The organism is Actinomadura kijaniata, assembly GCF_014138665.1.
Classification (GTDB): domain Bacteria; phylum Actinomycetota; class Actinomycetes; order Streptosporangiales; family Streptosporangiaceae; genus Spirillospora; species Spirillospora kijaniata.
On sequence record NZ_JACJIA010000020.1, the window covers coordinates 52,472 to 64,878 of the forward strand.

Below are 12,407 nucleotides of genomic sequence, written 5' to 3' on the forward strand. Positions count from 1 at the left end.
GTGAGCGAACTCCGTTACGGCTGGACCACCGGCGCGTGCGCGACGGCCGCGACGAAGGCGGCGCACGCGGCGCTGCTGGGCGGCGAGTTCCCCGACCCCGTCGAGATCGTGCTGCCGAGGGGGCAGCGGCCCGCGTTCGCGCTGGCGGTGGAGGAGCGCGGCGACGGGTTCGCGATGGCGGGGATCGTCAAGGACGCGGGCGACGACCCCGACGTCACGCACGGCGCCCTGGTCCGGTCCACGGTGCGGCCGGGGCCGCCGGGCGGCGGGGTGACGTTCCGGGCGGGGCCGGGCGTGGGGACGGTGACCAAGCCGGGGCTGCCGCTGGACGTCGGGGAGCCCGCCATCAACCCGGTGCCGCGCCGGATGATGCGCGAGGTGCTGGGCGACGCCGACGTCATCGTGGAGATCTCGGTGGACGGCGGCGAGGAGCTGGCGCGCAGGACGTGGAACCCGCGGCTGGGGATCCTCGGCGGGCTGTCGATCCTGGGGACGACGGGGATCGTCGTCCCGTACTCGTGCTCGGCGTGGATCGACAGCATCCGGCGGGGTATCGACGTGGCGCGGGCGGCGGGGTACACGCACGTCGCGGGCGCCACGGGCAGCACCTCGGAGAAGGTCGCCGCCGAGCTGTACGGGCTGCCGGAGGACGCGCTGCTGGACATGGGCGACTTCGCGGGCGCGGTGCTGAAGTACCTGCGGCGGCATCCGGTTCCCCGGCTCACCATCGCGGGCGGGATCGGCAAGCTCGCCAAGCTCGCGAACGGGCACCTGGACCTGCACTCCAAGCGTTCGCAGGTGGACTTCGAGGCGCTGGCCGCGCTGGTGGACGATCCGGAGACCGCCGGGCGGGTCCGGGGCGCGAACACCGCGCTCGACGCGCTGCGGATCTGCCAGGCGGCGGGCCATCCGCTGGGCGACCTGGTGGCGGCCCGCGCCCGCGAGGTGGCGCTGGAGACGCTGCGCGGCGCGCCTGTCGCGGTGGACGTCGTGGTCATCGACCGCGCGGGGACCATCGTCGGCCGAGCCGGGTGACCAGGGGCGCCGTCGCCAGGAGGCCCGCCGCGACCGCCAGGAGCCGGAAGCCGCCGAACGCCAGGACCGCCGTGCAGGCCAGCGACGCGACGGCGGCCAGGCCCCAGACCGCCGCGTCCACCGCGCCCTCCAGGCTCGCGCGCCCGGCGGCCGGGAGGTCGCGGGCCAGCCGGGTGCTGCCGCCGATGAAGCACAGGTTCCAGCCGTACCCCAGCAGGAACATCGCCGCCGCCTGGAACGGGGCGCCGCCGGGGCCCGCCCCGGCCAGCGCGCTCGCCGCCAGGAGCGTCGCCAGGCCCGCCGCGGCCACGCGGTCCGCGCCGTACCGGTCGGTGAGGCGGCCGGTGAGCGGGGACAGGGCGAACATGCCGAGGGTGTGCGCCGACAGCACCGTCCCGATCGGGGCGAGGCCGTGGCCGTGCAGGTGCATCTGGAGGGGGACGGCGGTCATCACGGCGACCATGACGACCTGCGCGGTCGCCATCGTCACGAACGCCGACCGGGCGGCCGGGGAGCGGGTCAGGTCGCGCGGGCGCGGGGCGGGGGGCCGCTCGGGCCCGCCGGTGGCGGCCGTGGCGACGGCCGCGGCGGCGACCGCGCACACCGCCGCCGCCAGCAGGAACGGGCCGGTGTGCGCGGAGAGCCCGGCGGACTCCGCCAGCTCGCCGGAGGGGGACAGCAGCAGCGGCCCGCCCACCGCGCCGACCGTCGCCGCCCACACCACCAGGCCGATGGCGAAGCCGCGGCGGTGCGGCGGGTGGAGCCCGGCGACCGCGTAGCGGGACAGTTGCGCGCTCGCGTTGCCGAGGCCGAGCAGCAGCATCCCCAGGCAGAGCGCCGGGACGTCGTGCCGGGCGGTCGCCCAGACCGCCAGGGCGGCCCCGGCGGTGGCGGCGAGGTAGCCGAGCGGCAGCCCGCGGCGGCGGCCGACCAGCAGCGCGCCGACGCCGGTGCCGACGATGCCCGCCGTGACGGGCAGGCCGCCCCGGGCCGGGCCGAGGTGGTCGGTGGCGACCAGGGTGCCGGTCGCCGAGGTGACGGCCATGGCCGCGTTCATCATCGCCGTCCCGGCGCAGAGCGCCGCCGTGTCCCGTCGCTGTCGCACGCGTTCAACGCTAGGCAGGCCGCCTGCGGCGTTGAAGGCGGAAGGCAAGGCGTTGGAGGCTGGTCCCCTGGCGTTCGCAAGGTCGGGGGCGGGGAGGACCTCATGATCGATGGAGAGCTGGATCCGACCGACTGGCGGATCCTGGACGAGTTGCAGCGCGACGGCCGCCTGTCGTTCAACCGGCTCGCCCGCCGGGTGAACCTGTCGCCGCCCGCCGTGGCCGAACGCGTCCGGCGGCTGGAGGAGGCCGGGGTGATCACCGGCTACCGGGCCGTGGTGGACCCGGCGCGGGCGGGGCTGCCGCTGACGGCGTTCGTGCGGATGCGCTGCTCGCTGGGCCGCTGCCTGCTGCGCACGACGACCGCCGAGGACTATCCCGAGGTGACCGAGGTGCACAAGCTCAGCGGCGGGTCCTGCACGATGCTGAAGGCGCGGGTGGCGTCGATGCGGCACCTGGAGGGGCTGCTGGAACGCCTCGGCGAGCACGGCGAGATGCACTCGTCGGTGGTGCTGTCCACCCAGTACGAGGGCCGTCCCGTCGAGCCCCCGCCGGCCGGGGCCCGCCCGGTCACCGCCGCCGAGGGCTGGTCCCGCCGGGACGGTCCGGGGGCCCGCTGACGGCCCGGCCCGCCGACAGCGTCAGGCGGACCATGGGCGGCGTGGTCACCGGCGCCCCGGTCGCCCTCTCGATGACGGCGCGCAGGTTCCGCCAGGCCCGGGGACGGGCGCGGGCGTAGCGGCGCAGGGTCTCGGCGGACTCCCGCTCCGGCATCGGGACCGCCCGGGCGGGGACGTCGCGGCGGAGGCCGGTGGAGACGCGGACGTCGGGGTTCGCCAGGACGTTGCGGTACCACTGGGAGCGCTCGCCGAAGCCGGAGACGACCACGTACGTGCCGGGGGCCGGGCGGTCCACGACCTCCAGCACCACGTGACGCCGGGCGCCGGTGACGCGGCCGGTGTGCTCCAGCATCAGCAGGCGGGCGCCGAACACCGCCCCCAGCCCGGCCCGGTACAGGTGGATCGGGGCCCGCGCGAGCCGCCGCGTGCGCAGGGCGCGGGCGCCGAGCACGGCCGGCACGCCGCGTACCGGATCCGGCATCAGATCCATCCCTCCTGCCAGGCGTGGTGGGCGGCCGCGTGGCGGGTGGGGGCGTTGAGCTTGGCCATCGCGGAGGACAGGTAGTTGCGGACCGTGCCGGGGGCCAGGTGGACCTGGGCGGCGATCTCGTTGACGGACGCTCCGGTGCGGGTGGCGCGCAGGATGTCCAGCTCGCGGGCCGTCAGCGGGCAGGCGTCCTCGGTGAGGGCGGAGGCGGCGATGTCGGGGTCCACGTAGCGGCGGCCCGCCGCGATGTCGCGGATGATCTCGGCGAGGCGGGCGGCCGGGGTCGTCTTGGCGACGAAGCCGCTCGCGCCCGCCGCCAGGGCGCGGCGCAGGACGCCGGGGCGCGCGTGCCGGGTGACGATGACCACCTTGGTGGGCAGGTCGGCGCGGATCTCCTCGGCGGCGCGCAGGCCGTCGGCCGGGGGCATCTCCAGGTCGAGGACCGCGATGTCGGGGCGGTGCTCGCGGGCCAGGCGGACCGCGTCGGTGGAGGTGGCGGCCTCGGCGACGACCTCCAGGTCGGGTTCCAGGGCGAGCAGCGACGCCAGGGCGCTGCGCAGCAGGTCCTCGTCGTCGGCGATGAGCAGGCGGATCATGTCGGCTCCGTGGGGACAACGGCCGTCACCGTGAACCGGTCGTCGGTCCGCTCCCAGGTCAGGGTGCCCCCGGCGGCGCGGAGGCGGTCGGCGAGGGTGGTCAGGCCCGTTCCGTCCGAGGCGGTGCCCGGGGCGGCGTCCGGGGTGGGGACGCCGTCGTTGGTGATGGTCAGGCGGGCCTCGGCGGCGGTGACCGCGTAGGCGACGCGGGCGTTGCGGGCGTGGCTGTGGCGGAGGATGTTGGTGACCGTCTCCCGCATCACCAGCCCGAGCAGGTGCCGGGTCGCGGGCGGCAGGTCGCCGGGGCCCGGGTCGCCGGGGGACGGGTCGGTGCGGGCGTCGATGTCGGCGGCGGTCAGCACGCGGGTGGCGTTGGCGATCTCCTCGTCGAGGGTGGTGCGGCGGTAGCCCTGGACCAGGGCGCGGGTGTCCTGGAGCGCGGTGACGGCCAGGGTGTGGACCTCGGCCATCTCGGTGGCGGCGCGGGCCGGGTCGGCGGCGGCCAGGCGCGCGGCCAGCTCGCTCTTGAGGGCGATCACCTGGAGGTGGTGGCCCTGGATGTCGTGCAGGTCGGCGGAGAAGCGGAGGCGTTCCTCCCGGACGGCCAGCTCCGCCGACAGGCGGCGGGCCCCGTCCAGGCGGGCGGCGACGTCCCAGGCCCACAGCGGCCCGAGGACCGCCCACACGGTGAACGCCAGCAGCCCCACCGGGAACAGCGCCGCGTGGAGCGGGTCGTCGCCGCGGGCCGGGGCCACCAGGGCGCCGGGGACCGCGAAGACCGGCAGGGCGACGGCGAGCAGGACGGCGCGGCGGCGCAGCGGCAGGAACGCCGCCGCGACCGCCACCATCACCGCCGGGGCCAGCGCCCACCGCCCGTACTCCCGCGTGGACAGGGCGAGCGCCGCCAGGACGGCCGCGCCCGCGACCCCGACGGCCAGCCAGGGGACGGGCGGGCCGCTGTCGTCGCCGATCCGGTGGCCGAGCAGGACCACGCTCGCCGCCGCCGTGGCGGCCAGGGCGGCCACGGCGACGGCGCGGGGCACCGGCGGCAGGTCCGGCAGCCACAGGGCCGTGATCAGGACCAGCAGGAACGCGGTCGTCCCCGGAACGGTCCACCACGTGTAACGGCGGAAGCCCGTCCAGCCCGTTCCGCTTTCGGCCGCGCCGTCGCTCATGGGGACATTGTGGGGCAGGAAGAGGCCCCGGTCGTGGACGCGTGACGGCTGTCATCGGAGAACGTGACATCCGCACGCCGGGGGGTGGGGCTTCGGCACTACGCGCGGCGTCCGCCGGAGCGCAGGCTGAGAGCGCGAAGACACCCCACCCCCGTATGAAGGAGACCCGGGATGACGGAGACGACTGCGGCGGCGCGCGGACGCCGGATCGACGCGGTGAAGCGGCGCTGGCCCACCCTGGCGGCCTGCCTCCTCGCCCCCCTCATGGTCATGCCCGGCGGCGACCCGGACCCGGGGGGCCAGGCGCGCGCCCTCGCCGAGGCGATGCTCATGCTGCCGCTGATCTACCTGATCGTGGCGAAGCTCGACCGCAGGCGCCTGACCTGGCCGGTGCTGTTCGGGGTCGTCGGACTGTTCGTCGTGGCGAAGGCGCTGAACGTGGTCGCGCCGTCGGTCGTCCTCGGGGCGGTCGCGCTGGTCGTGCTGCTGTGGGGGATCGCCGGGGGGCGGTTGCGGCGCGGCGACGTGTTCACCACGCAGGCGGCCGGGCTGGTGGGGTTCGGGGCGCTGGTGCTGGCCGGGCTGGTCATGGACCCGGAGGTGGGGCTCTACCTGGTGGCGGCGGGCTGGTTCCTGCACGGCGTCTGGGACTTCGCGCACATCCGGCTGCGGCGGACGGTGGCGTCGTCGTTCGCCGAGTGGTGCGGGATCGTGGACGTGCTGGTCGCCGTCGGACTGATCGCGCTGCTGTAGGGACGCGGGCGGCCCGTCGCGGGAACGGGCCGCCCGGCGCCGTCACGGGCGCAGCAGGAGCTTGCCGACCGTCGCGCGGGCGCCGAGGTCGCGGTGGGCGCGGGCGGCCTCGGCCAGCGGGTACTCGCCGTGGATCCGCAGGTGGAGGCGGTCCTCGGCGATCCAGGCGAGCAGGTCGCGGTAGCGGCCGAGGTACTCGTCGCGGTCGTCGGCGAAGTGCCGCAGCGTCGGGCGCGTCAGGAACAGCGAGCCGCCCTTGGACAGCCGCATCGGATCGACCGGGGGGACCGGCCCGCTGGAGCCGCCGAACAGCACCAGCGTCCCGCGCCGCCGCACCGCGTCCAGGGACCGGTCGAACGTCGCCCGCCCCACCCCGTCGTACACCGCGTGCACGCCCCGCCCGTCGGTGAGCTCGCGGGCCCGCACGTCGAAGTCGTCGTAGCCGAGGACGTGGTCGGCCCCCGCCGCGCGCGAGATCTCCGCCTTCTCGGGCGTGGAGACCGTGGTGAGGACGGTCGCGCCGAGGATCTTGGCGATCTGGGTGAGCAGCAGCCCCGCGCCGCCCGCGCCCGCGTGGACCAGGACGGTGTCGCCGGGCCGGATCGCGTAGGAGTCGGTGGCCAGGTAGTGGGCGGTCAGGCCCTGGAGCGGGAGCGCGGCGGCCCGCGCGTCGGTCAGCGCGTCCGGAACGGGCAGCAGCCGGTCGGCCGGGGCGACCAGCCGCGCCGCGTAGGAGCCGGGGACGCCCTCCCAGGCGACCCGGTCGCCGGGCTCGACGCCGGTGACGTCCGCGCCGACCGCGACGACCCGGCCGGAGCCCTCGGCGCCCGGCACCCACGGCAGCCGCTGCGGATAGGTGCCGTCGCGGCCGTAGACGTCCATGTAGTTGACCCCGGCGTAGGCGACGTCGACGATGACCTGGCCGGGACCGGGCGCGTCGGGGACGTCGATCCCGGCGGGCGTCAGGACGTCGGGCCCGCCCGTCTCGCGGACGACGATGGCGGTGGTGTTCATCGGTGCTGCTCCCGGTTCCGAAGGTGAAGGGTCTCGATGACGCGCTGGACGCGGAGCCCGGCGGCGAAGTCGGCCAGCGTCGTGGTCTCTCCCCGGACCGCGCGGGCGAACTCGGCGAGGCGCGCGCGTTCGTCGCCGTGCGGGCCGTCGTCGACCGGCACCGGCGTCCAGCCGTGCGCCCCGGCCGTCTCCAGGCGGCTCCAGCCGGTGATCCGGTACGACCGGCGGCTGCCGTACAGCGTCCACTCGTAGCTCTCGGGGACGGCCGCGACCTGCCCGGACAGCCGGACCGGAACGTCGCCCGCCCGCAGCGTCGCGGCCGCGAAGCGCTCGGCGCCGGAGTAGTCGACCGCGGCGTCGGCCACGTCGAGCGGGCCCAGCAGGCGGTCGGTGAGGAACACGAAGTGGGAGGCGACCTCGCGCAGGAACCCGCCCTGCGCGGGTCCCGCGACCCACGCCGCGTCCCGCTGGAACGCCCGCGGCCACTCGGGGAACGCGAACCGCATCTCCACGCCGAGCACCTCCCCGGCCTCCCCGGCGCGCACGGCCGCCAGGACCTTCACGGCGGCGCGGCGGTCGGACAGGACGAAGTTCAGCGCGTTGGCGACGCCGGACGCCTCGGCCGCCGCGACCATCTCCGCGCCCTCGCCGAGGTCGACGGCCAGCGGCTTCTCGCAGAACACCGCCCGGCCCGCCTTCATCGCCCCGATCGCGTGGCGCGCGTGGGTCGCGGGCGGGGAGGCGATGTAGACGGCGTCGACGCCGTCGCCGGTCAGCGCCCTGTCGGGGGAGGCGGTGAACGCGAGGTGCGGATGCGCGGCGCGGGAACGTTCCATCGCCGCCGGGGACGGGTCGGCGGCGAGGACGACCTCGACGTCGGGGTGGTCGGCGGCCGCGTCGAGCATCGCGCGGCCCATCGCGCCCAGGCCGACGACGCCCAGGCGGATGCGCTGGTCGGTGTGCATGCGTCCAGGCTGGCGGCTCCCCAATCATCAGCACAAGCGATGATTTCTGAAGAATGGTTAAGTCAGGCTGTATCGTCGGGGTGTGCTCGACGTTCACCGGCTCATGGTGCTGCGGTCCGTGGTGGAGACCGGCTCGATCAAGGCCGCCGCCGTCCACCTCGGCTACACGCCCTCGGCCGTCAGCCAGCATGTGGCCGCGTTGCAGCGGGAGACCGGGACGGCGCTGCTGGAGCGCCACGGGCGCGGGATCCGGCCGACGGCCGCCGGGCGGCTGCTGGCCGAGCACGCGCGCAGGGTGCAGGCCGACCTCGCCGCCGCCGAGACCGCGCTGAACGACCTGCGCCGGGGCGTGTCCGAGCGGCTGGTCGTGCGGTACTTCTCCTCCGCCGGGGCCGCGCTGGTGCCGCCGGTCGTCGCGCGGTTCCGCGAGCGGTTCCCCGGCGTGCGGGTCGAGTTGCGCGTCGGGAAGGGGCTGGCGATGGCCGCCGACCCGGACGGCGCGGCCGACGCGGAGATCGTCCTGGCGGCCGACCTCGCCGGGATGCCGCCCGGGCTGCGGGCCGTTCCGTTGCTGGAGGACCCGTTCGTGGCGGTGCTGCCGCCGGACCACCCGCTGGCCGGGAACGCGACCGTGGAACTGGGCGCGCTGCGCGGCGAGCCGTGGGTGGACAACGAGTGGCCGCCCGGCAACTGCCGCGAGGCGATGCTCCGGGGGTGCGGGGCGGCGGGCTTCACCCCCGACTTCGTGGTGGAGGCGCACGACTACGCGGCGGCGGTCGCGTTCGTCGCCGCCGGGCTCGGCGTGACGCTGGTGCCCGGCCTGGCGCTGCGGGCGATCTCCACCGAGGGCGTGGTGTGCCGCCCGGTCGAGCGCCCCACGCCCACCCGCCAGGTGTACGTCGTGGTCAAGGACCAGCCGCCGCGCCCGGAGCTGGCGGCGTTCCTGGAGCTGCTGCGCGAGATGGCGTGATTCAGGAGCGGCAGCGGGCCGCCGAGTACAGGTGGCTGTTGGTGAAGTTCTCGGCGGTGAGGACCCGGCCGACGACGATCACGGCGGTGCGGACGATGCCCGCCCGCTCCACCTGGTCCGCGATGTCGGCGAGGGTGCCGCGCAGGATCACCTCGTCGGGGCGGCTGGCGAACGCGACCACGGCGGCCGGGCAGTCGGCGCCGTAGTTCGGGACCAGCTCGGCGACGACCGCCCCGATGCGCTGCACGGCCAGGTGCAGCACGATCGTCGCCCGCGACCGGCCGAGGGTGGCCAGGTCCTCGCCGGGCGGCATCGGGGTCGCGCGGGCCGAGGTGCGGGTGAGGATCACCGACTGGGCGACCTCGGGGACGGTCAGCTCGCGGTGGAGGGAGGCCGCCGCGGCGGCGAACGCGGGGACGCCCGGCACCACGTCGTAGGGGACGCCCGCGGCGTCGAGGCGGCGCATCTGCTCGGCCATCGCGGAGAACACCGACGGGTCGCCGGAGTGCAGGCGGGCGACGTCGCGGCCGCCGGCGTGGGCCGCCACCATCTCGGCGACGATGTCGTCCAGGGTCATCTTCGCGGTGTTCACCAGGCGGGCGTCCGGCGGGCACCACGCCAGCATCTCCGGCGGGACGAGGCTGCCCGCGTACAGGCACACCGGGGACGCCGCGATCAGGTCCCGGCCGCGCACCGTGATCAGGTCGGGCGCGCCGGGGCCCGCGCCGACGAAGTGGACGGTCATCGCGCCGCCTCCCCCTTCACGGCCGTCCACGTGGTGACCGGCATCATCGTCCTCCATCCTGTGAAGCCGCCGACCGGGGCGGCGCGGGACACCTGGATCCGGGTCAGGTCGCCGCCGATCCGGGCCTGCCACTCGCCGACGAGGCGTTCGGTCTCCAGGGTGACGGCGTTGACGACGAGCCGGCCGCCGGGCCGCAGGGCCCGCCAGCACGTCTCCACCATGCCGGGGACGGTCGCGCCGCCGCCGACGAAGACCGCGTCGGGGGCGGGCAGGCCGCGCAGCGCCTCGGGGGCGCGGCCCTCCACCAGGCGCAGGCCGGGGACGCCGAGGGCGGCGGCGTTGGCGGTGACGCGGGCGGCGCGTTCGGGGTGGTGCTCGACGGCGACGGCGCGGCAGGAGGGGTGGGCGCGCATCCACTCGATGCCGATGCTGCCGCTGCCCGCGCCGACGTCCCACAGCAGCGCGCCGGGCGTGGGGGCGAGGCGGGCGAGGGTGAGGGCGCGGACCTCGCGCTTGGTGAGCTGCCCGTCGTGGTCGTAGGCGTCGTCGGGCAGGCCGGGGACGAGGGGGAGCGGGTCCCCGGCGCGGCAGTGGACGGCGACGATGTTGAGCGGGTCGACGGCGTCCGCGCCGCCGGGCGGGAGGGGGCCGACGCGTTCGTCGGGGGCGCCGAGGCGTTCCAGGACGGTGAGGTCGGCGGTGTGGCCGCGTTCGGCGAGCAGCGCGGCGACGCGGGCGGGGGTGGCGGCGTCGGCGCTGAGCACGAGGACGCGGCGGCCCGGCGCGAGGACCCGGTGCAGCGTCTCCAGCGGGCGGCCCACCGCGCTGACCACCTCGGTGTCCTCCAGCGGCCAGCCGAGCCGCGCGCAGGCCAGGGAGACCGAGGAGGGGTGCGGCAGCACGCGCAGGCGCTCGGGGCCGAGCAGGCGCGCGAGGGTGCCGCCGATGCCGTGGAACATGGGGTCGCCGCTGGCCAGGACGGCGATCCGCCGCCCGGCGTGCTCGTCGAACAGGCCGGGCAGGGCGGGCAGCATGGGCGACGGCCACGGGACGCGCCGCGCGGTGACCGCGTCGGGGAGCAGCGCGAGCTGGCGCGGCCCGCCGAGGACCACCTCGGCGTCGCGCAGCGCGCGGCGGGCGTCGTCGGCCAGGCCGGTCCAGCCGTCGGCCCCGATCCCGGCCACGACGACGGGCGGTCCGTCCGGCGCGGGCCGGTCGGCGGACCCCCGGTCAGACATTGCCGAGGACCCGGGTGATCCGGATCTCCAGGACCACGCGCTCGGGGTTCTCGCGCGGGGGCTTGTAGCGCTCGGCGTAGCGGGCCTCCGCCTCGGCGACCTCCGCGGGGGCGTCGCGGACCACGGCGCGGCCCTCCAGCGTGGACCAGCGGCGGCCGTCCACCTGGCACAGCGCCACCGGCAGGCCCTCGGACCCGGCGGCGGCGACGTTGCGGGCCTTGCGGGACCCGGCCGAGGTGATCACGCGGGCGAGGCCGCGCGCGGGGTCCAGGGTCGCGCCGACCGGGGCGACGTGCGGGGTGCCGTCGGGGCGGAGCGTGGTGAGCGTGCAGATGTGGCGTTCCCGCCAGAACGCCAGCACGTCCGGATCCGTCAGGCTCCGCCGGTGCCTGGTCTGCGACATTCCGCCCCCTCTCTGGTCTGACCAGCAGGATCATCCCACAGCGGGGGACCGCCCCCGCGCCGTGCCGGGTCGCCTGCGGCGCGGGGGCGGCGGGGAGGGCGGTCAGGTGCGGAACGGTCCGGTGACGCAGTAGGTGATGCCGCCGGTCCCGAGCCGGTCGCCGCTGGTGCCGCGCTGGGAGGAGAAGTAGAGGCGGTTCCCGGCGGGGTTGAACGCCGGTCCGGTGATCTCCGAGGAGCCCTGCCCGTCGATCCGCAGGAACACCGACACCTTGTCGTCGGGGGTGATCATGCAGATCTGCATGCTGCCGCCGTCCTCGGCGACGTACAGGTCGCCCGCGGTGGAGCCGGTGACGTTGTCCACGCCCTTCAGCGGCGCGGTGCCCGGGGACACCAGGTCGTCGTCGTAGGCGAGCTCGTAGGTGCCCGAGGCCAGGTTGACCTGCCAGACGCGGTTGTCGCCCTTGGTGGTGAACCACACGGTGTCGTCGGCGTAGTAGCAGCCCTCGCCGCCGTCGAACCGCTTGGCGCCCGAGACCTGGTTGCGCGTCGCGATGGGGAACCCGTCGGGGTCGGGCACGGTCGCCCAGGTGAAGGACCCGGACGCGGCCGTTCCCGCCACCATGACCTGGAGCGTGCCGGAGGACAGGTCGCCCCAGGTGTGGGGGACGAAGCGGTAGAAGCAGCCGTCCCCCTTGTCCTCGGTGAGGTAGATCGCCCTGCGCACCGGGTCGGCGGCCGCCGCCTCGTGGGTGAAGCGCCCCATCGCGGGCCGGGCGACCGCCCTGCCGCCGAACGGGTAGGTCTCCCACACGCGTCCCAGGTCGGTCTCCTCGCAGGACAGCCAGGTGTTCCACGGGGTCTTGCCGCCCGCGCAGTTGATGTTGGTGCCTGACAGGAGGCGCGAGGCCCCCGTCACCCGACCGGCGGCGTCGAACCGGATCATCGAGGCGCCGCCGCCCAGCAGGGAGATCGTCTCGGAGTTGGACACGTAGATCCAGCCGGTGCCGTCGGCGAAGCAGGCGCCGCCGTCGGGGGCGCTGTGCCAGCGGTAGGAGGTGCCGGGGACGGTCTGCCGCGACCGCGCGACGACCTGGCTGGTGAACCCGGCGGGCAGGTGGATGCCGTTGGCGTCGGCGGGCTGGAGGGGGCCGTAGGGGCTGGGGGCGTTCTGCGCGGGAGCGGCCAGTGCGGCGCCCTGCCACAGGCTTCCGGTGAAGGCGGCGGCCGTGCCGCCCAGGACCGAGGCGCGCAGGAAGCTACGACGTTCCACGGGTGCGTCTCCTTGGGGGAATGAGACCTTC

The 12,407-nt window shown here is 76.2% G+C and carries 14 protein-coding genes; 4 read left to right on the plus strand and 10 right to left on the minus strand.

Annotated features, from left to right (window positions below; translation table 11 throughout):
* A complete protein-coding gene (locus HNR61_RS43285; protein WP_182848959.1) occupies positions 1-1,035 on the plus strand; it encodes a cobalt-precorrin-5B (C(1))-methyltransferase in 1,035 nt (344 codons plus the stop codon).
* On the opposite strand, the gene HNR61_RS43290 is transcribed toward HNR61_RS43285, so the two are convergent.
* Positions 995-2,140: an MFS transporter gene (locus HNR61_RS43290; RefSeq protein ID WP_182848960.1), complete on the minus strand. Its 1,146-nt coding sequence runs from the start codon at positions 2,138-2,140 to the stop codon at positions 995-997. The two genes, HNR61_RS43285 and HNR61_RS43290, sit on opposite strands and share 41 nt — an antisense overlap.
* Positions 2,141-2,242: 102 nt before the next feature.
* Between HNR61_RS43290 and HNR61_RS43295 the strand changes: the two genes are divergently transcribed.
* Complete coding sequence (locus HNR61_RS43295) at positions 2,243-2,758, plus strand: Lrp/AsnC family transcriptional regulator (RefSeq protein ID WP_067825655.1); 516 nt, start codon at positions 2,243-2,245, stop codon at positions 2,756-2,758.
* Here HNR61_RS43295 and HNR61_RS43300 read toward each other — a convergent pair.
* The 3 genes from HNR61_RS43300 to HNR61_RS43310 are packed head-to-tail and all read right to left on the minus strand — an operon-like array spanning position 2,709 to position 5,016.
* Positions 2,709-3,239, minus strand: a complete 531-nt coding sequence (locus HNR61_RS43300) for a nitroreductase family deazaflavin-dependent oxidoreductase (protein ID WP_182848961.1) — start codon at positions 3,237-3,239, stop codon at positions 2,709-2,711. The two genes, HNR61_RS43295 and HNR61_RS43300, sit on opposite strands and share 50 nt — an antisense overlap.
* Entirely contained in the window at positions 3,239-3,841 is a 603-nt protein-coding gene (locus HNR61_RS43305) for a response regulator transcription factor (RefSeq protein ID WP_067825652.1), read from the minus strand. Before HNR61_RS43305 ends, HNR61_RS43300 begins: the two co-directional genes overlap by 1 nt.
* Complete coding sequence (locus HNR61_RS43310; RefSeq protein ID WP_182848962.1) at positions 3,838-5,016, minus strand: sensor histidine kinase; 1,179 nt, start codon at positions 5,014-5,016, stop codon at positions 3,838-3,840. The genes HNR61_RS43305 and HNR61_RS43310 overlap by 4 nt, the downstream gene beginning before the upstream one ends.
* A gap of 171 nt (positions 5,017-5,187) precedes the next feature.
* Here HNR61_RS43310 and HNR61_RS43315 point away from each other — a divergent pair, with 171 nt between their 5' ends.
* Complete coding sequence (locus HNR61_RS43315; RefSeq protein ID WP_182848963.1) at positions 5,188-5,769, plus strand: hypothetical protein; 582 nt, start codon at positions 5,188-5,190, stop codon at positions 5,767-5,769.
* Positions 5,770-5,811: 42 nt separating this feature from the next.
* On the opposite strand, the gene HNR61_RS43320 is transcribed toward HNR61_RS43315, so the two are convergent.
* Positions 5,812-6,783 carry a quinone oxidoreductase family protein gene (locus HNR61_RS43320; protein WP_182848964.1) on the minus strand — a complete coding sequence of 324 codons (972 nt, stop codon included), beginning with the start codon at positions 6,781-6,783 and terminating at the stop codon, positions 5,812-5,814.
* Positions 6,780-7,748, minus strand: coding sequence for a Gfo/Idh/MocA family protein (locus HNR61_RS43325; RefSeq protein ID WP_182848965.1), 969 nt, complete (start codon positions 7,746-7,748; stop codon positions 6,780-6,782). Before HNR61_RS43325 ends, HNR61_RS43320 begins: the two co-directional genes overlap by 4 nt.
* Positions 7,749-7,830: 82 nt before the next feature.
* Between HNR61_RS43325 and HNR61_RS43330 the strand changes: the two genes are divergently transcribed.
* Entirely contained in the window at positions 7,831-8,718 is an 888-nt protein-coding gene (locus HNR61_RS43330; protein WP_182848966.1) for a LysR family transcriptional regulator, read from the plus strand.
* A 1-nt stretch (position 8,719) separates the two neighbouring features.
* Here the strand turns inward: HNR61_RS43330 and cobM are convergent, their stop codons facing one another.
* The 4 genes from cobM to HNR61_RS43350 all read right to left on the minus strand — a co-directional run bounded on the left by cobM (position 8,720) and on the right by HNR61_RS43350 (position 12,376).
* Positions 8,720-9,463 (minus strand): precorrin-4 C(11)-methyltransferase, encoded by a 744-nt coding sequence (gene cobM / locus HNR61_RS43335; RefSeq protein WP_182848967.1) that lies wholly within the window; start codon positions 9,461-9,463, stop codon positions 8,720-8,722.
* Positions 9,460-10,701, minus strand: coding sequence for a precorrin-6y C5,15-methyltransferase (decarboxylating) subunit CbiE (gene cbiE / locus HNR61_RS43340; RefSeq protein ID WP_182848968.1), 1,242 nt, complete (start codon positions 10,699-10,701; stop codon positions 9,460-9,462). The genes cobM and cbiE overlap by 4 nt, the downstream gene beginning before the upstream one ends.
* On the minus strand, positions 10,694-11,104 hold the full coding sequence (locus HNR61_RS43345; protein WP_182848969.1) for a pyridoxamine 5'-phosphate oxidase family protein: 411 nt from the start codon (positions 11,102-11,104) through the stop codon (positions 10,694-10,696). Before HNR61_RS43345 ends, cbiE begins: the two co-directional genes overlap by 8 nt.
* Before the next feature lie 102 nt (positions 11,105-11,206).
* The gene (locus HNR61_RS43350) at positions 11,207-12,376 is read right to left on the minus strand and encodes an alkaline phosphatase PhoX (protein WP_182848970.1); all 1,170 of its coding nucleotides are present in this window, start codon (positions 12,374-12,376) and stop codon (positions 11,207-11,209) included.
* Between the last annotated feature and the right edge of the window lie 31 nt (positions 12,377-12,407).